At 40.4% G+C, this 18,158-nt stretch carries 18 protein-coding genes and 1 other RNA gene; 16 read left to right on the forward strand and 3 right to left on the reverse strand.

Annotation, left to right across the window (positions count from 1 at the left end; all coding sequences use genetic code 11):
- Nucleotides 1-39 precede the first annotated feature (39 nt).
- The 3 genes from MPH60_RS06820 to MPH60_RS06830 are packed head-to-tail and all read left to right on the forward strand — an operon-like array spanning nucleotide 40 to nucleotide 1,950.
- Complete coding sequence (locus MPH60_RS06820; RefSeq protein WP_241590199.1) at nucleotides 40-735, forward strand: DnaD domain-containing protein; 696 nt, start codon at nucleotides 40-42, stop codon at nucleotides 733-735.
- Nucleotides 736-757: 22 nt separating this feature from the next.
- Nucleotides 758-1,414 (forward strand): endonuclease III, encoded by a 657-nt coding sequence (gene nth / locus MPH60_RS06825; RefSeq protein ID WP_241590200.1) that lies wholly within the window; start codon nucleotides 758-760, stop codon nucleotides 1,412-1,414.
- Nucleotides 1,411-1,950: a YpoC family protein gene (locus tag MPH60_RS06830; protein WP_241590201.1), complete on the forward strand. Its 540-nt coding sequence runs from the start codon at nucleotides 1,411-1,413 to the stop codon at nucleotides 1,948-1,950. The genes nth and MPH60_RS06830 overlap by 4 nt, the downstream gene beginning before the upstream one ends.
- A gap of 38 nt (nucleotides 1,951-1,988) precedes the next feature.
- On the opposite strand, the gene MPH60_RS06835 is transcribed toward MPH60_RS06830, so the two are convergent.
- Together MPH60_RS06835 and recU are read right to left on the reverse strand one after the other, a co-directional pair.
- Complete coding sequence (locus tag MPH60_RS06835; RefSeq protein WP_241590202.1) at nucleotides 1,989-4,727, reverse strand: PBP1A family penicillin-binding protein; 2,739 nt, start codon at nucleotides 4,725-4,727, stop codon at nucleotides 1,989-1,991.
- 27 nt (nucleotides 4,728-4,754) lie between these two features.
- On the reverse strand, nucleotides 4,755-5,366 hold the full coding sequence (recU, locus tag MPH60_RS06840; RefSeq protein WP_241590203.1) for a Holliday junction resolvase RecU: 612 nt from the start codon (nucleotides 5,364-5,366) through the stop codon (nucleotides 4,755-4,757).
- Between the two features lie 142 nt (nucleotides 5,367-5,508).
- Here recU and MPH60_RS06845 point away from each other — a divergent pair, with 142 nt between their 5' ends.
- The 4 genes from MPH60_RS06845 to MPH60_RS06860 all read left to right on the forward strand — a co-directional run bounded on the left by MPH60_RS06845 (nucleotide 5,509) and on the right by MPH60_RS06860 (nucleotide 8,188).
- Nucleotides 5,509-6,456, forward strand: a complete 948-nt coding sequence (locus MPH60_RS06845) for a DUF2515 family protein (protein WP_241590204.1) — start codon at nucleotides 5,509-5,511, stop codon at nucleotides 6,454-6,456.
- Between the two features lie 356 nt (nucleotides 6,457-6,812).
- Nucleotides 6,813-7,088 carry a hypothetical protein gene (locus tag MPH60_RS06850; protein ID WP_241590205.1) on the forward strand — a complete coding sequence of 92 codons (276 nt, stop codon included), beginning with the start codon at nucleotides 6,813-6,815 and terminating at the stop codon, nucleotides 7,086-7,088.
- Between the two features lie 69 nt (nucleotides 7,089-7,157).
- Nucleotides 7,158-7,526 (forward strand): YppE family protein, encoded by a 369-nt coding sequence (locus MPH60_RS06855; protein WP_241590206.1) that lies wholly within the window; start codon nucleotides 7,158-7,160, stop codon nucleotides 7,524-7,526.
- Between the two features lie 77 nt (nucleotides 7,527-7,603).
- On the forward strand, nucleotides 7,604-8,188 hold the full coding sequence (locus MPH60_RS06860) for a YppG family protein (protein WP_241590207.1): 585 nt from the start codon (nucleotides 7,604-7,606) through the stop codon (nucleotides 8,186-8,188).
- A gap of 69 nt (nucleotides 8,189-8,257) precedes the next feature.
- On the opposite strand, the gene MPH60_RS06865 is transcribed toward MPH60_RS06860, so the two are convergent.
- Complete coding sequence (locus MPH60_RS06865; protein WP_241590208.1) at nucleotides 8,258-8,707, reverse strand: Hsp20/alpha crystallin family protein; 450 nt, start codon at nucleotides 8,705-8,707, stop codon at nucleotides 8,258-8,260.
- Between the two features lie 141 nt (nucleotides 8,708-8,848).
- Between MPH60_RS06865 and MPH60_RS06870 the strand changes: the two genes are divergently transcribed.
- From MPH60_RS06870 to MPH60_RS06910, 9 genes are all read left to right on the forward strand, one after another.
- Nucleotides 8,849-9,613, forward strand: coding sequence for an alpha/beta fold hydrolase (locus MPH60_RS06870; protein WP_241590209.1), 765 nt, complete (start codon nucleotides 8,849-8,851; stop codon nucleotides 9,611-9,613).
- A gap of 120 nt (nucleotides 9,614-9,733) precedes the next feature.
- Nucleotides 9,734-12,010: a DEAD/DEAH box helicase gene (locus tag MPH60_RS06875; protein ID WP_241590210.1), complete on the forward strand. Its 2,277-nt coding sequence runs from the start codon at nucleotides 9,734-9,736 to the stop codon at nucleotides 12,008-12,010.
- 36 nt (nucleotides 12,011-12,046) lie between these two features.
- Nucleotides 12,047-13,327, forward strand: coding sequence for a ribonuclease H-like domain-containing protein (locus MPH60_RS06880; protein WP_241590211.1), 1,281 nt, complete (start codon nucleotides 12,047-12,049; stop codon nucleotides 13,325-13,327).
- Between the two features lie 429 nt (nucleotides 13,328-13,756).
- Nucleotides 13,757-14,308, forward strand: coding sequence for a CotD family spore coat protein (locus MPH60_RS06885; RefSeq protein WP_241590212.1), 552 nt, complete (start codon nucleotides 13,757-13,759; stop codon nucleotides 14,306-14,308).
- A gap of 65 nt (nucleotides 14,309-14,373) precedes the next feature.
- Nucleotides 14,374-14,925: a DUF1273 domain-containing protein gene (locus tag MPH60_RS06890; protein ID WP_241590213.1), complete on the forward strand. Its 552-nt coding sequence runs from the start codon at nucleotides 14,374-14,376 to the stop codon at nucleotides 14,923-14,925.
- Between the two features lie 203 nt (nucleotides 14,926-15,128).
- Nucleotides 15,129-15,440, forward strand: coding sequence for a cell division regulator GpsB (gpsB, locus tag MPH60_RS06895; RefSeq protein WP_061463822.1), 312 nt, complete (start codon nucleotides 15,129-15,131; stop codon nucleotides 15,438-15,440).
- 81 nt (nucleotides 15,441-15,521) lie between these two features.
- Nucleotides 15,522-15,911: RNase P RNA component class B (gene rnpB / locus MPH60_RS06900), an RNA gene on the forward strand.
- A 559-nt stretch (nucleotides 15,912-16,470) separates the two neighbouring features.
- Nucleotides 16,471-17,619 carry a THUMP domain-containing class I SAM-dependent RNA methyltransferase gene (locus tag MPH60_RS06905; protein ID WP_101222366.1) on the forward strand — a complete coding sequence of 383 codons (1,149 nt, stop codon included), beginning with the start codon at nucleotides 16,471-16,473 and terminating at the stop codon, nucleotides 17,617-17,619.
- Nucleotides 17,620-17,812: 193 nt separating this feature from the next.
- Complete coding sequence (locus MPH60_RS06910) at nucleotides 17,813-18,013, forward strand: cold-shock protein (RefSeq protein WP_034307871.1); 201 nt, start codon at nucleotides 17,813-17,815, stop codon at nucleotides 18,011-18,013.
- Nucleotides 18,014-18,158 lie beyond the last annotated feature (145 nt).

Genomic DNA, 18,158 nt, shown 5'->3' on the forward strand with positions numbered 1-18,158 from the left:
CCGTATTCATGTTATACTTAACCAGAGGTGTCCAAAAACATGAATAAAGAACATTTATATGCGTGGTTTAAGGAAGGAACGATAACGATTCCATCCTTTTTGCTGACTAACTATAGTACAATGGGACTAAATGAACAAGAAATGGTCCTTTTATTACAATTGCAAAGCTTCATAGATAAAGGTAACCATTTTCCTGCACCATCCCAACTTTCTGACCGAATGACATTGCAGGAAACGGAATGTCTATTCTTGATTCAGCGTTTGGTCCAAAGGGGATTTATTGAAATGATGGTTGAGGAGAGCCAAGAAATCGGACAGGAAAAATACTCGTTGTCTCCACTTTATGAAAAAATGATGGACTGTTTCTTGAAAACTTTGAAACAGACAGAGTCTGCTGAAAGCCAAAAAGCGGGGGAGAGCCTTTATACGATTTTTGAACAGGAGTTCGGCCGCCCGTTATCTCCATATGAATGCGAGACATTGGCAATGTGGATGGAGGATGACCATCAACCCGAAATCATTAAGTCAGCCCTGAGGGAGTCTGTCATATCCGGAAAATTGAATTTCCGATATATTGATCGAATTTTATTCGAGTGGAAAAAGAATGGAATCAAAACCTTGGAACAGGCAAGGGAGCAAGGACAAAAATTTAGAGTTCACCAAAAGAGGGACCGAAAGACGGAAAATGCACGACCATTGAAAGATGTGCCTTTCTATAACTGGCTCGAGCAGTAATGTAAATTGAAGGAGAACCAATATGTTGAATAAAGCTCAAATTCGATATTGTCTGGATACGATGGGGGAAATGTTTCCGGATGCCCATTGTGAGCTGAATCACTCCAATCCATTTGAATTGGTGATTGCTGTTGCCCTGTCAGCTCAGTGTACGGATGTATTAGTCAATAAAGTAACGAAGGATTTATTTCAAAAATATAAAACGCCTGAGGATTACATAAGCGTTCCGATAGAAGAGCTGGAAAATGATATTCGCTCAATCGGTTTGTTTCGTAACAAGGCTAAGAATATACAAAAGTTGTCGCGCATGCTGATCGAAGAATACGGTAAGGAAGTTCCCAGTGATCGTGATGAGCTTGTTAAATTGCCTGGCGTTGGCAGAAAGACGGCGAATGTAGTCGTATCCGTTGCTTTTAATGTGCCTGCGATTGCTGTGGATACCCATGTAGAGCGTGTTTCCAAGCGCCTTGGGTTATGCCGTTGGAAGGATAGTGTCCTCGATGTTGAGAAAACGTTGATGGCTAAGATACCAAAGGATGAATGGTCCGTTACGCATCACCGCCTGATATTCTTTGGACGCTATCATTGCAAGGCCCAGTCACCAAGATGTGAAACCTGCCCGCTTCTTGAATTATGCCGTGAAGGAAAAAAAAGAATGAAAAGGAAAGAAGCCAATTGACCCATTCCATATCATTGAAAGTCCCTGAAGAATTGGACCACCCTTTGTTTTTTCCGGAAAAGAAAACCATCTTGGAAAAAGAGGGTTTTACAGGTTGGAGTGGAACGATCCCATTTGAGGCTTTCCCGTATGAGGTACTTTATTATAATAATGTAAAGGCATATACTCCTTGGACTAAGGGGCCATTGCATATAAAGGAACTTCTGGAAAAATGGAAGGGAATTGATTCGGAATGCAGTTTGCTATTTTCCGAGCGAAAAGTGGGACAGACTTTGGGACTCATGAAGCAAGGAATCGGTTTATTTTTAACCGCAGTCTTCTGGATGCATGGAAAGCCAGTGGTATTGAGTGATTTCCGGGCAAAAATAGAATCCTTTACCCATATTCCGGTGAACCTTGCTGAAAGGCTTTCTTTCATCCTTGCTAGACCCGCCTTTTTTCATTCATATAGACAACTTAGTGAGTTGTTCCGAGAATTTGAAAAACAATATGTGAAGTTCGTGATCAAAAATAAGAACAGCCAAAAAAACGTCTAAGCTTTTAGCTTAGACGTTTTTTAGTCAATCTTTATATTTTATTCCGTATCTTTGTTTGGATCTGGGTCCGGGTTAGGGTCAGGGTTCTCCACTGGTTTTTCCTCTTCTACCGTTCCAGGGTCAGTGGCATCATCCCCGCCTTCGACGTCCTCATCACCACCATTATTGCCATTTCCATCATCAGTGTTGTTGCCATTACCGTTACCATTATTATCATTGTTGCCATTACCATTATTGCCGTTGTTTCCGTTATTTTCGTCATTGCCATTATTGCCGTTTTCACCATTGTTATTTTTGTCTTCGTCTTGCTTATCTTCTTCGCCTTCAGCAGGCGGTTCTTGTTCCAAATCTTCACCTTCGGCCGGATCTTCAATCTCCTCGTCCTCAGTATCCTCAGGGACTTCCGCTTCAGTAGGTATTTTGACTGATGTACTCGCAGGATCACTTTGTTGGTTATCCACTAAAGCTACCACTGAGAAAGTATATTTACTACCAGGGGTTGGATTAGGGATCGTTAAACTAGTATCTTTCGATTTTTTTAATACGCTCTCTGCTCCGCCATCAACGGACATCTTAACCTCGAATTGGGTATTCCCATTTCCTTTAGGATATGACCATGATAGATTGATTTCATTGCTTTCCTGATTGTAAGAAGCGTTAATGCCAGGTGTGTCGATTTTTTCATATTCTGTCGTCACTTGTGTTGGTTCGTGACCTTTAACATAATATTCATAAGTGATTTTACTGCTTGGTGTGTATTCATTGGCTTTAACAGCTGGATTCGAACCTTTGATGACTCCAACCTTCACAACACTGTCAGGTTGATCGAAGTCTTTCGTTTCTTTTGATTGAGCCATATGTTCCATTAAATTCTTAAAGATGGATTTAGGGATCCTCTGAGATGATTCACCCAGATATTCCATTTTCTCACCAGATGCATTATCATAACCAGCCCAAACCGCGACAGTATAATTGGTTGTATAACCTGCCATCCAGCTATCTTTTACACCGGAAGAAGGGATGTTGTGCTTTGCACGCTGTTCAGGCGTGAAATTGGTTGAACCCGTTTTACCGGCTACAGGGAGACTAGGTATATTGGCTAATCTTCCTGTTCCAAAAGGTTCTTTCATGACGCTTTTCAACATATCCGTCACGATGAAAGCTGTGGAATCTTTCATGACTGGTTTTGATTCCGTCTTGTTTTTAATGGTTGTTTTATCACGTAAGACAATCTTTTTAACACTATGCGGCTCATTATAAATACCGTTGTTTCCGAATGAACTGTAGGCCCCGGCAAGTTCGAGTGTAGAAACATCCTTACCGCCGCCCAATGCTGCCGATTCGGTGATTTCCTTGTCAAAAGGAATCCCAAGGTCAGTGGCAAAATCACGTGCACGGTCCAATCCGACTGCTTGAAGCGTTTTTAAGGCAGGGATATTTAATGACCGAGCAAGTGCTTCACGAGTGGTTACAGTACCATAATGTCGTCCGGAAGCATTTTTAAGCGGTGTTCCATCACTGTAACTGTATTCCTCATCCTTGATTTGATGATAGGTGGACCAATTTAAATATTCTACGGCAGGACCATAATCCAGAATAGGCTTAATGGTCGAACCAGGTGATCGCTTGGCATCCGTTGCATAATTCCAGCCGCGTTTAACCGTCGTGTTCCTGCCGCCGCCCACTGCTTTGATTTCACCAGTTTCTGTATCGAGTAATGTGACTCCGGCTTGGAGGTCTTTACTTGGATAATTGATGATTTCATCACTGTTCAACATGTTATAGACATATTCTTGGGCATCTTTATCTATTGTCGTTTGGATTTCCAAACCATCTGTAAAGACGTTATAGTCACCCATATCCCCGACTTCCTCAATTACCAAATCGATGAATGCATCATATGCCGTCGTATCGATTTGACTCTTATCGATTTCTTGAAGTCCCTCTGTTATATCGATGCTTTGTGCATTTTTCATTTCCGTTTCGGTGATATATCCATGTTTATTCATTAAGTGAAGGACAATATCACGGCGTTCTTTCGCACGTTCAGGGTATTTATACGGGTCATACCTGCTTGGACTTTGCGGTAATCCTACAAGCATGGCCGCTTCGTTCAATTTTAATTCGTTTAGATCTTTTCCATAATAAGTTTGCGATGCAGTTAAGATCCCGTTTGCGCGGTTTGCAAAGAAAATCTTATTCACATACATTTCAAAAATTTCTTCTTTTGTATATTTTCTTTCAAGCTGAATGGATAGCCACATTTCCTGGACTTTCCTTTTGATGGTCTTATCAGGTGTTAAATAAGAACGCTTGATAACCTGCTGGGTCAATGTACTTGCACCCTCTGAGCCAAACCCGTTTTTGAAGTTGGCTATGACGGCACTGCCCAGACGTAAGAAGTCTACACCATGGTGTTCATAGAATCGTGAATCTTCCGTTGCCAGGAAAGCTTCTTCGACAAGATCGGGTATGTCTTCATAATTTACATAATCCCGGTTTTCCTTTCCGATTTCAGCTAGCAATTTACCATTTTCATCGAGAATCTTGGATGTGACTGGATCTTTCAAAAGCTTTTCGTCGAGTTTTGGAGCGTCGCTTATAAAGTAAGCCATTGCCGCTCCTCCGGCAACAAGGCCTATTATTCCGATTGTAACAAGTATAAGGAAAATTCGCTTAAGCATATTTGTTGGCTTTTTAGGACCTTTATTCTGTCCCTTTTTTTGAGTCTGCCCCTGCTTTCGGCGTTCTTCTCTAGTATTATATTTTTCAGCCATTACAGCTAACCTGCCTTTCTAAAAAAACTAAAAATTTTCTGCGATGAGCGAATCTACTACTTTAATATAGTCAATTCTCGGTTGAAAGCCAAGAGTAATCTTTCGTGAACTGTTTTCAACCTCTTGAAGAGTTATAGATTTGCGCCCGCCTTCTTTCATTCTCTGCCAATAATAACTCAGTTGTTCAGAACTCATTACATATATATCATCCATTGCTGAAAACCGAATGATTACAAATGCAATTCCATCATGCTGAACGATTTGTTTCATATGTTCAATTTGATGGTCATGAAAATTCTTCAGAGGGAACGAACTGCTGTTTTTCGTTTCCTTTGCCTCAAAATCAATGTACTTTCCTTTATAAACACCATTGTAATCGGTGGTCGATGCTTGTTTGAAATAAGCTTCTTTAATGACTGCAGCACTTCTTTTCGGATAGTGGACATCGACAATTTGAATGGGTGTCGGTTTTTTATGGATGACGGCAATGCCGTGTGCTAAATAATACTGATTGGTTTCGTTCAAATCGTCTTCCAATGTTTTTCCCCGGTTGCTGTAACTGATTTTTTTAAGTGGGCTTTTCTTTTCTTCCATAGCCTGCGGTACAAATCTTCGTCCGTTGGGATAATGAAATGCCACTTTTACCCCTCCTTTTTTTCACTTATCTATATTAGCAAAAAAAGAATCCAAAATGTGAATAAAAAGAATTGTTTCTTAGAACGATAGCATTTATGTACAACTATATGTCACAATTCATCGCTATAGAAAGGCGGACACATAGATGCGATTATTAAAGACGGAAAAGCAATTGCTACATTCCATAAAAGCTCAAACCGCTAAAGGGAATAGGGATAATATATCAAGGACAAAGGCATATGAACGATTTTTCAAAATGCATCCCGAAATACAATGGTCTTTTTTAGCGGGGATGGTTTCTAGAAATGCAGGCTGGAATATGTGTGATCTCGAAGGGATTTGGTTTTCCCATTTGCTTGGCCTGAAATACAGGCGTCACTTATTCCTGACATATGAAGAAGCCAACTGGAGAATATTCCAAGATGCTTATCCGCAATTGCTTCTCTATCATTATTCGACGAAGTATGAACGTCCTTTGTTTCACTTATGTCATTATTTTTTTATTACCAAATTCATGACGAACGAATGGTATTCCTTTTGGAAACATGGAAATCGTGAAAAATTAGTCACTGCGCTTATCATAAATGAACAAAACATCATAGAAGAACCGGTTATTAAAAAACAATCTTTCGTATTTCATTCTCTATTGTTTTTCCTGCAGGACTGGATGCATTTTAGCACCGTTTTATTTCCTACTTGTAATGGAGAACTGTATGGCTCGTCCGTTTCGCATTTTAGAAATATCGATAAAAGGATTGAATTGGGGAAAAGGTTGGCCGGCCTTTTATTTTCTGAAGATTTGTTTCCGCTATTCTATGAATTTTCCAGCAGGACAGAACCAACGGGGGCCAGATATGATTATGAACAATATCGAAAAAATCCTAGGTACCGTGAAACCCCGATGCTAAGGGGAGTATATCCAGTGATTCATCATCAAGCAGGGATGACAGAGCAATGGGATAAGAAAAAAAAGGTTAAAAAAAAATGGTTCATTGAGCCCAAATGGGAAGAAAACCCGCATTTGACCAATTGGTATGACCATAAACAAAAGCAGCTGCATACGGCAGCAATGATCAAAAGTTGGATATTATAATAGCAAACAGGGAAGGCGTCGTGTAAGCCTTCCCTGTTTTATCGGTCAGTATTTATGTCTTACGTAGAGGGGCGGTTTTCTCCGCTAAGCTTCGGGTTTCCCGTTCCAGCCTTTTTAGTGGGCGGCTTTTGTCGTTTTTCGTTTTTTTGCTGTCTGCTTTCATTCGACTGCATAAAATCACCTCCTGTCTGTATTCTTGTTTAAAACTCCATTCTTCATTCTGCCATTGTTGTCGAAGGGCATAATAAATTAAGTGAATTGCACTTTCTTTGCCGATTCCCTTCTAGTTTTGTCAGTCATGAAGGGCTTTCTGATAAAAAAAAGAATAGTACAGGTAAAGAATGGGAGGGATCAGCATGGTCAATAAAAGTGTCGCTACAGAGGAGATATTAAGGATGATAGCTGATATTAGTACCAGCCTGGATCGTTTGGAAATTTCATATGGGGAAACTGTCAATACAGTGCGGTGCAAACTATGGGCGGAGCAATATACATTAGTTAACGAAGCCCAGGAAGCCATTGAGAAAGCCGAGGATTATTGGGTAAATGCTGAAGCTGTAAACCATTCCTTTTCCATTGCCCCGAAAAAAACAATAATAAAGCACAATGTTCTCACTGAATTGCACGTATAAGCCAGAGGAATATCATTTTATAATGAACTGGATTATAATAAGGGAAACAATTGTGCGGAGGAATATATTGTGCAAAAAGAAAAACTGCAGCTATTAACGGAACAATTAATAAAATTTACGAACCAAGCGGATGATATCTATGAGGGTGTACGGAAGGAAGGAAAGGAAAAGGATTTTTTTTCGGAAGTCAAGCCGTTTGCAGACCAGGTAAGGACCGCATGCATCGAATGGGAAACCGGAATGAAGAAGTGGATGAAAGAAACCGAATTTAGGCATCTTTTCCCCGAGCAAATCGAACAAACCGCCCATAACCTTTCTGATGTGGCCGTACAGGCATTTTTTCCTAAAACAAGTTATAAGCGATTTAAAAGCCATGTTCAATCGGTGGAATTCATCCTTAATAATGTAAGAACGGAAATCAATCGGATTTTATCATAAAAATACCTACACTTTATTACCCCTTTTTTCATATATTATCAGAACCATGTAATGAAAAAAGAGGAGGGCTCATTGACATGATGAGATCCGGTTTTAACCAAATCTCCCCAAATCAAGGACAGTTTCCTCAATCAATGACGGAATATTGGGGAGGGTACCAGCAGCCAATGCCGTATCCTCCGCCCAATAATCATAATCATGAACAACCATTTATGTATCCATATCATCTCCAGGATACAGGGGGCTATATGACACCATATCATGATCCTTATCAGCAAGCGGCCTATCATCCATTCCAAGCAGTCCAGCAGCAGGCGATGCCTGTGGGAGCTTATCCGGGCAGCAGTGTGATGCAGCCAATGGCACAAATGCAGCCAATCCAGTCCAATCAGCAGCCGCAAGCTTTTAGCCCGTTCGCCAATCCGTTACAGCCAGCTAAAAGACCTCCGCAAGGTCAGCAGCAGGCTCATAATCCATATCCTAAGCAGCAGTTCATGCAAAAACCCCAGCCGTCTGGTTTCAAATCGGTCATGAATCAATTCAAAACACAAGATGGCTCGATGGATATAACGAAGATGATGAATACAGCTGGACAAATGATGAATACAGTTTCTCAAGTATCTTCAATGGTCAAAGGAGTAGGGGGCTTCTTTAAAGCTTAGATGGTGAATAAAGGAAAAGCAGACTTACAAGTGACCCAGCCACTTTTTTAAGTCTGCTTTTATTCATTTCTAATGGATTTCAATCCGATTCCCCCTGATTTTGGGTAGCTGAAGCGTGAGGATGCCATCGCGATGTCGAGCAATGACTTTTGCTTCATCAATGGGTTTTGGAAAGGAAATGGTTCTTGAAAGAGTGCCTGCTGAAACTTCTTTTTGAAACATTCCTTGATTTTTATGTCTTCTATCTACTTGCTTTGCAGTTATGGTTACGGCATGGGCCAGTACATCAATGGATATTTGGCTGCGTGCAATTCCAGGCAAAGTGGCGGTAAGGGTATATTCTGAATGCGTTTCGTGAACATCAACGGGAAAGCTGCGTTCTTTCGCGGAACCGAAGAAATCGTCAAGAGATTGCAGCATGCCTTTAGGAGGCCTTTCGGAAAACAGCCGATCCATTTTGTTAATGAAATGGGTAAAGGGTTCTTTTCTCCGATTATTATTATTTTCAGAAGAGGTCATCACGGTGCTCCTTTCTAAAAAATTCCTTTGCCTATAGGCTATGTAAGGAATTAAGAAATGTGAATGCACTGTTGGGTTTCAGATAAAGGTCTATAGGGAATAACGTTATTGAATGATTAGAAAAGGAAATGAGGGATTTATATGACAGATAATAGCAAGCTTTCCTACATAGATACCGGGAAAGGAAAAGACACATTGTTGTTTATTCATGGATTTTGCGGAAGCCATGAATATTGGAGTGACATCATTGCAGAATTAAAGGGTGAATACCGGGTTATTGCCGTTGATTTACGGGGGCATGGTGCAAGTGAAGTAATGGGGGAATCTTTCTCGATTGAAGATTTGGCTGCTGATATTGCGTCACTACTGGACGAACTGGAAATCGGAAAGGTATATATGTTTGGTCATTCGCTTGGGGGATATATCACCTTGGCGTTCGCAGAAAGGTTTCCTGGGAAATTGTCTGGTTTTTCATTGGTACATTCTACAGCTTTGCCGGACGATGAGACTGGGAAGGCTGGGCGTTTGAAATCTGTCGAGAAAATCAAAAGTGAGGGAATTCCTGCTTTCATTGACGGACTTATACCAAAGCTTTTCGCTAATCCCGAAGATTCCAATATTGAACAAACTAAGGAAATCGGCTATAAAACAAGTGAAAGCGGTGCGATAGGGTCTTTACATGCCATGAGGAACAGAATAGACAGAAATCATGTACTCAAAGATACGAAGTTGCCTGTCTTATTGGTTGCAGGCGAAGAGGATAAGCTCATTCCCGTTGAAAAAACCTTTTCTGTAAAAGGGAGCCATATCCATGAAGTCATTCTTAAGGGCAGCGGCCATATGGGAATGCTGGAAGCTCCAAGCAAACTACTCGAAGAAATCATTCGCTATGTCGAAAAGAATTAAATGATAAAAGACCGAGCTGGATACGGGATGTTGCCGTTTCCAGCTTTTTTTTTGAATAGGAAATAGTTTCCCTTTTGCATAGAACGTTCATTCGGTAGAATAGGAGTATGAGGTGGTTATATGAAACTGCGAAAAAATTTACAAGAAGTTATTAAGGATTTAAAAACAAATGACGATTTTAAAGATAACATCGTACATTGGCAAGTAATTGAAGCGAAGGAGGCAAAACATGTCCCTTTTCCCGATTCAATGAATGATAAGATCAAGCATGCTCTTGAAATACGGGGGATTAATGGGTTGTACACCCATCAGGCAACTGCATTTAATACTGCTGTCAGTGGAAATAGTCTTGTGGCGGTCACACCAACAGCTTCTGGTAAAACATTATGCTATAATTTGCCGGTTCTTCAAAAAATACTGGAAAATGAAAAAACCAGGGCGCTTTATATATTTCCGACAAAAGCGCTGAGCTATGACCAAAAAAGCGAATTGAATGAAATGATCGATGAAATGGATGCTAAGATAAATAGTTATACATACGACGGGGACACACCTTCAAACATCAGGCAAAAAATTCGCCAGGCCGGGCACATCGTGATCACCAATCCTGATATGCTCCATTCCGGAATCCTGCCCCATCACACGAAATGGGTCTCTTTGTTTGAAAACTTGAAGTATGTGGTCATTGATGAACTTCATATTTACCGCGGCGTTTTCGGAAGTCATACAGCCAACGTCATAAGAAGGTTAAAAAGGATCTGCAAGTTTTATGGAAGCGACCCTGTATTCATCTGTACTTCCGCTACGATCAATAACCCAAAAGAGTTAGCTGAAGAGCTTACGGAAAAACAAATGGTCCTTATCGATAATAACGGAGCACCAAGTGGGAAAAAGCATTTTGTATTTTATAATCCCCCAATAGTCAATAAACCGCTCAACATTCGAAGGAGTGCGGTTTTGGAAGTAAGAAAGCTGGCAAATGAATTTTTGAAAAATAAAATACAAACCATCGTTTTTGCGCGAAGCAGGGTTCGAGTGGAAATTCTATTGACGTATTTACAGGAACTTGTGTCAAAGCAATTGGGGCCAAAATCGATCAGGGGCTATCGCGGCGGATATCTGCCAACACAGCGTAGGGAAATTGAACAAGGCCTCAGGGATGGTTCCATTTATGGGGTGGTTTCCACAAATGCACTTGAGTTGGGTGTCGATATCGGCCAGCTTCAGGTTTGCATTATGACCGGTTACCCTGGATCCATATCGAGTGCCTGGCAGCAGGCTGGTCGGGCAGGAAGAAGGCATGGTGAAGCATTGATCATCATGGTCGGCAGTTCCAGTGCCCTTGATCAATATATCGTACAGCATCCCGATTATTTCTTTACCAGAAATCCAGAAACTGCAAGAATCAATCCGGATAATCTTTTGATCTTGGTTGATCATGTAAAATGTGCAGCATATGAGCTGCCATTTAAAAAAGGCGATACTTTTGGGAAAACAGAGATTATGGACGTTCTTGAATTCCTTACGGAAGAAAGGGTCTTACACCTAAATGGGGACAAATGGCATTGGATGAATGATGCTTTTCCCGCAAGCAATATCAGCCTGCGCTCAGCGGCACAGGAAAATGTCGTGATCATCGACCAAACGAATGCACCGGTTAATCGGGTCATAGGGGAAATGGATACGTTCAGTGCAATGACCCTTCTTCACGATGAAGCCATTTATTTGCACCAGGGAATTCAATTTCAGGTGGAAGAACTTGATTGGGATGAAAAGAAGGCTTATGTACGTGAAGTCAATGTGGACTATTATACCGATGCTAACCTTGCTGTCCAATTGTCTGTATTGGAAGTCGATAAACAGCGAACTTTCGCTTCCACAGCAGCTGCTTTTGGTGATGTCGCAATCCGGGCGATGCCCACGATCTTCAAAAAAATCAAATTCGAAACTCATGAAAATATTGGTTCAGGTCCAATCAGTCTCCCTGAGATGGAACTGCACACGAGTTCGGCCATGCTTTCCATGGATCCTGATATATTTAAGTGGGACGAAAATCGAATAGAACAAGGAATGGTAGGTGCGTCGCATGCGCTTAATTACATGATTCCGCTATATGTAATGTGCGATCCGCATGATATTCATGTTTATCCGCAGGTGAAGGCAGCGCATAATGAAAAACCGACCATCTTTATCTATGATAGTTATCCGGGAGGCATAGGGCTAAGTGATAAAGTATATGAAAATTCTGAAGTCATTCTCCTGGAAACAATATCAATGATCGATAATTGCACTTGTGAAAGCGGCTGTCCTTCCTGTATCGGTACGGAATCCGCAACGAAAACAGCCAAGAGTGATGCCAAACAATTATTAGGTCAATTTTGTAAGCAAAAACAGTAATAGATTGCAGTGATAGATGAAAAGAGGTGTAATTTCATGTCTTTAAAAAATAAATTGAACCGTATGAAAACGCATATGAACCTGGGGAAACATCCTTCTCCTGTAGAAGAAAATGACCAGGCAGTGAATGAAGAAATTCCTTACTTTGAAAAGTGGCAGGAGAACGATACCGATTCCTTTCATTTCGACGGTGATTATTGTTTCATTAGGGAAGTCCGCTACCCTATAAATCACAAACACGGGTTATATGAATTTTCCGAGCTGAAAAAGGTCGTAAAAGAGTGGAATCAAACTTCATTGGAGCATCCACTCTCCGCCAGGGGCGTTAAAAGTGAAGATCTGTTTTTCTTCGATACGGAAACGACAGGGCTAGGAGGCGGAGCAGGCAATACCATTTTTTTACTAGGGTATGCCTATTTAGAAGGTGAAGAAGTAGTCGTGAAGCAACATATCCTTCCGCAGCCTGGAAGTGAAATACCGCTATATCAAAGCTTTCTGGAAAACATCAATTACGAAACGCTTGTCACATATAATGGTAAATCCTTTGATTGGCCCCAGCTGAAAACGAGACATACCTTGATAAAGGAACATGTACCAAAACTACCGGAATTCGGACATTTCGATTTGTATCATGCTTCAAGACGACTATGGAGAAACAAATTGGAACGAGTGAAATTATCAGCTGTCGAAACAGATATTCTAGGTGTACATAGGGAGGATGATATTCCTGGATATTTGGCACCGATGATTTATTTTGATTTTGTTGAGAGGAAGAATCCGGAAATCCTGTTTGGGATCATGAAGCATAATGAATTGGATATCTTATCACTGATCACTTTGTATATTCATTTATCCCGAAAAATCCTCCAAATCGATGGATATACGGAAGAGTCCATGGAAATTGCACGATGGCTTGCTTATTTGGGGAAAAAAGAGGAGTCAGTTGAGACCTATCAAAAAATATTGGAAGCGGGTAATGAGAAAGATCGGATATTAGCTGGCCATGCATTAGCCTTCCAGAAAAAGAAACAAAAACAATTCGATGAAGCTTTGGAAATTTGGAAGGAAGTCGCCTTAAAAGGGAATGTGCAAATTAGGATACAGGCACAGATTGAATGTGCAAAATTATACGAACATCAATTTAAGGACGTCGGTCATGCTCTAAGATGTTCGATAATCGCACATCAAGAGATGGTTAGGGAAGGGACGGCCCTGGAAAAAAAACAGTTGGAATTGGAAAAGAGGATCCGGCGGCTTGAAAAGAAAGAGGAATCAAAGGATATTTCCGTATATAAAGGACCAAGAAACTTTTTTTAGTGCAAAAGGCCGAAAATAAAAAATATGTATACAATTATTGTAGCCTTCAACTATTGTGTGTAAAATGGAAAGAGTTGAGGGTGGAATTCCGAAGCGTTCATTTCATGCCTTTACATCATATAAAATTAAGGTGAAAGCGGAGCGGAGAAATGTATAAAACGACTTTATTTCTATTTTTTGTAGTCCTATGTTTAACGATAGTTTTGTTTACTTCATTAAAAGACAGTCTCTATTCCTTTTTATAGAAAATTCCTCATTTCATTTGAAGGTTAGCCAGATATAATAATGATAGTGTACTTATTGACAGCCATCATCGTTTTATACTTATTCTGTATAAATAGGTTATTTCATCAGTACACGTATCCCCTTTTTTTCATAGTCTGTAATGGTAAGACTAAACTTATCATGATGAAAGGGGACGTATTATAAATGTATTTTCGTAATTGTGGAGGAAATAACCCCAATGTAATGGGAGCATCCAACAATGTAATGGGCGCATCTAACAACGTAATGGGAGCATCCAACAATGTAATGGGAGCATCCAACAACGTAATGGGAGCATCCAATGTAATGGGAGCATACGGGAACGCACCTGGAGTAATGGGCGCATCAACTGGTAAAAACTCCAATGTAATGGGAGCGTCTACTGGTAAAAACTCTAACAATGTAATGGGGGCTTACTCTAATCCAATGCCAACGGCTGTGTCTCCAGCGCAATATGGTCCAACACAAACATCTCCAACTCAAGTTGCCCCAGCGCAAGTCTCTCCAACACAGCAATATGTCAATACGAATGTATCGAACACAGTGATCCCTGTCGTTCATCCATCTCATACTACAAATGTCAATAAACATGTGAACACGTATAAGCATTATTTCCCGCATACTCAATCCGTGGTGAACGAGTGCTATAATCAACACTTGATTTGTGGAAGGCCGCCGCAAAACCCATGCTGTCCGCCTAAGCATTTCGGATACTAAAAAATAAGGGCTTATTAAGCCCTTGTTTTCTTATTTAATCATATTAAAAGGAGATTAGCCAAGCGATGAAGGTTTTGTATATGACGGGCTACAAAGCTTTTGAATTCGGGATATTCAAAAATGACCATGAAGCCGTAAAATATATAAAGAAAGCGATGAAGGAACGTCTCATGCCATTGGTGGAAGACGGGCTGGAATGGGTGATCATCTCAGGTCAGTTGGGTACGGAACTATGGGGTGCCGAAGTGGTGTTCGAATTAAAGAAAGAATATCATCAGCTTAAATTAGGGGTGCTTACTCCTTTCCTGAATCAGGAAGAGTCATGGAACGAGACGAATCAAGATTACTACCGATCCATATTGGACCGTGCCGATTTTGTTGAGTCCATTTTCAACAAACCATATGAAGGGCCACAACAGCTGAAAACCAAAAATAGGTATATGGTCCATAAAAGCGATGCCATGCTCATCATTTTCGAAGCTGAAAAAGAAGGATCAGCCCGATATCCTTATTTCGAGGCGATGAAAAAGGCGGAAACACAGCCATACCCCATCTTTCAGATAAACTTTGATGATCTGCAACTGGCTGCGGAAGAAGCCAACTGGTCCGAAGAATGATGGAGTGAAAATAATTATGGATTAAAAGTTGTTTCTAAAGCATAATCATATTATGATGAAATTTAGATACAGATTTAATGGGATTACATATCGTTCTCTGAAACAGTAAGCTTACAAAATGGTGTTTCGTTGACAAACACAAGCAGATTTGAAAAAATAATAAAAAGTCGATTGTATTGGCGAAAGTATTGAGGTGAAGTCTTATGCTATCCGATAAGATAAAATTAACGGCTAAAGATATTCTTGAAAAAGATTTTAAAACAGCCATGCGCGGGTATAAACCTGAAGATGTGGATCAATTCCTGGATCTGATCATTAAAGATTATGAAGTGTTCCATCAGGAAATTGAAGATCTAAAACAAGAAAATCTTAAATTGAAAAAACAAGCCGAAGAGAGTACAAAACGTCCAAATCAACCTGCTCCAAGTGCCACTCCGGGAACCACTAACTTTGACATCCTTAAACGGTTATCCAACTTGGAAAAGCACGTTTTTGGTAACAAGCTTTTTGACTGAGATTTTGCATTGTAAAAAGTGAAAATGATTTTGGTATTGTGTTTTCGTGAATAATGGAGTATAATCAATTATGTTATGTTAACGTTTGGGTAATTGCTGCTGCATTTATGCAGTAGAGGAAAGTCCATGCTCGCACGGACTGCGATGTCCGTAGTGTTCGTGCCTGGCGAAAAAATAAGCTTGGGCAGCAATCTTGGATTGCTGACGGCTGGGAAAATGCCTAAGTCCTTTTGGATATGGCATGAATACCTATAAAAGTGCCACAGTGACGGAGCCTTTACAGAAATGTAAAGGGTGGAACGAGGTAAACCCCACGAGCGAGAAACCCAAATTAATGGTAGGGGCGCTTTCTTCCTTGGAATTGAACGAGGAGAAGGACAGAAGCACTTGCTTCTGTAGATAGATGATTACCGCCGAAGTACGAGACGCGAGTCGCTTGCAGTACTGAGGAACAAAACATGGCTTACAGAACGTTATCATATAACACCAAAAGCACAACTCTCCTTTTAAAAGGGGAGTTTTTGTTTATGGAGAATGCTCTATTATAAAAAGATTGGGCATTTCCATTTATTTTTCGTTTTCCGAAACACGGCTGTGTTAAACTTAAAACTTGGCATTGCGTTCAAATGATTAGGAAAATGGCTTAAATGAAGTCTGTCGGTAACGTTTTTAAAAATAGTTTTGGAATGTTAAGCATTTCTTTGATTCTGGGTATCCTATTTATAAAGGTTCCTTAACGCTTCTGCTTGCCCTAAAATGAAGGGATCAAGACAGAACTTCAAACTTCAGGATAATGGATGGGAAGCATACATAATTGGTTGGATTTTTTAATTGCAATGTGTATTTAAGGTGCTTGGATAATTGAGTAAAGCTATAATACGCTGCATGATCGGCTAATTGAAATATAAAAACGCGGTGGACCATAAGGTTTACATGTAAAAAATCAATGCCTGATTCTAAATACATAAATGAAAGAAATTCGGGAAAAAGTGCCATTGATTTGGATTAATGGAAAGAAGGTGCAGGATTAATGAAACAATTCGATATAATTGCAACATCAGCAATGGGATTGGAATCAATTGTTGCCAAGGAAGTGCGGGATCTTGGTTACGATTGTCAAGTCGAAAATGGTAAAATCACCTATAAAGGGGATCAATCCGCCATTGCCCGTTCTAATTTATGGCTGCGCAGTGCCGATAGGGTGAAAATTAAAGTCGCGGAATTCAAAGCATATTCATTTGATGAGTTGTTTGAAAAAACAAAGGCCCTGAATTGGGAGGATTTCTTATCAGCCGATGTCGAGTTCCCCGTGAGTGGAAAATCCGTTAAGTCAAAGCTATACAGTGTCCCTGATTGTCAGGCGATTGTCAAAAAGGCGATTGTTGATAGATTGAAAAGTAAATATAAGCAAGTATCTTGGTTTGCGGAGACAGGACCTTTGTTTAAAATTGAAGTGTCTATTTTAAAAGATGTAGTGACACTTACCATAGACACTTCAGGTGCAGGTTTGCATAAACGGGGTTATCGTACAGGGCAGGGAGAGGCGCCCCTAAAAGAAACATTGGCGGCTGCGTTAATCATGCTTACCAATTGGAAACCGGATAAACCGTTCATAGATCCATTTTGTGGATCTGGAACGATTCCCATCGAGGCGGCCTTAATTGGGCAGAATATAGCACCTGGGTTTAATAGGGAATTCGTTTCCGAAACTTGGTCATGGATGGACAGCAAGGTTTGGGATGAAGCGCGGATTGAGGCTGAAGATTTAGCTGACTATGATCAATACTTGGACATAACCGGTTGTGATATTGACCATCGAATGGTCGATATAGCTAAAGCGAATAGTTTTGAAGCAGGTCTTGGTGATCTAATTGAATTCAAACAAATGCAGGTGAGGGATATCTCGACCAAGAAAGAGTATGGTGTCATTGTCGGGAACCCTCCTTATGGAGAACGTCTTGGTGAGAAAAAAGCGGTAGAGCAGATGTATAGGGAAATGGGCCAGGCCTTCAAGAAGCTTGATACATGGTCGGTATACATGATTACCTCCAATCCTGACTTCGAACAGCATTACGGTAAGCCTGCAACGAAAAAAAGGAAATTGTTCAATGGTTTCATTCGTGCCGACCTTTATCAATATTGGGGGAAAAGGCCGCCAAGGCAGCCTCAAGGTGAATGAGTAGGTAGAATATAATGGAGGATTTTGCTAGTCAGGACGATTTATTCATAATAGGTTCCAGTCTTGCTTATCATTTCCTTTTCTGTTATTCTAATAATGAATTATTTTTGTTCAGATTTAAGGAATACCTTAATATTCTTTTGAGCAAGGATAGTAATATAATGTGTGGAGAACACACTAGGAGGCAACAAAAATGGAACAAGGTAAAGTAAAATGGTTTAACGCAGAAAAAGGTTTTGGATTCATCGAACGTGAAGGTGGAGACGATGTATTCGTACATTTCTCAGCTATCCAAGGCGAAGGTTTCAAAACACTTGAAGAAGGCCAAGACGTTACATTTGATGTAGAACAAGGTCAACGTGGACCACAAGCATCAAACGTAAACAAAGCTTAATTCAACCCTATATTATTTACAGACAGGCTCTCTTGGAGCCTGTCTTTTATTTTACGAATCGGGCAACCAGACAGCATACATACATATTACCTTTCATTCAGATAATAGGTAAATATCTTGACTACTAATGTGAAATAAAGGATAA

This window comes from Peribacillus sp. Aquil_B1, assembly GCF_022603275.1.
Lineage (GTDB): Bacteria > Bacillota > Bacilli > Bacillales > DSM-1321 > Peribacillus.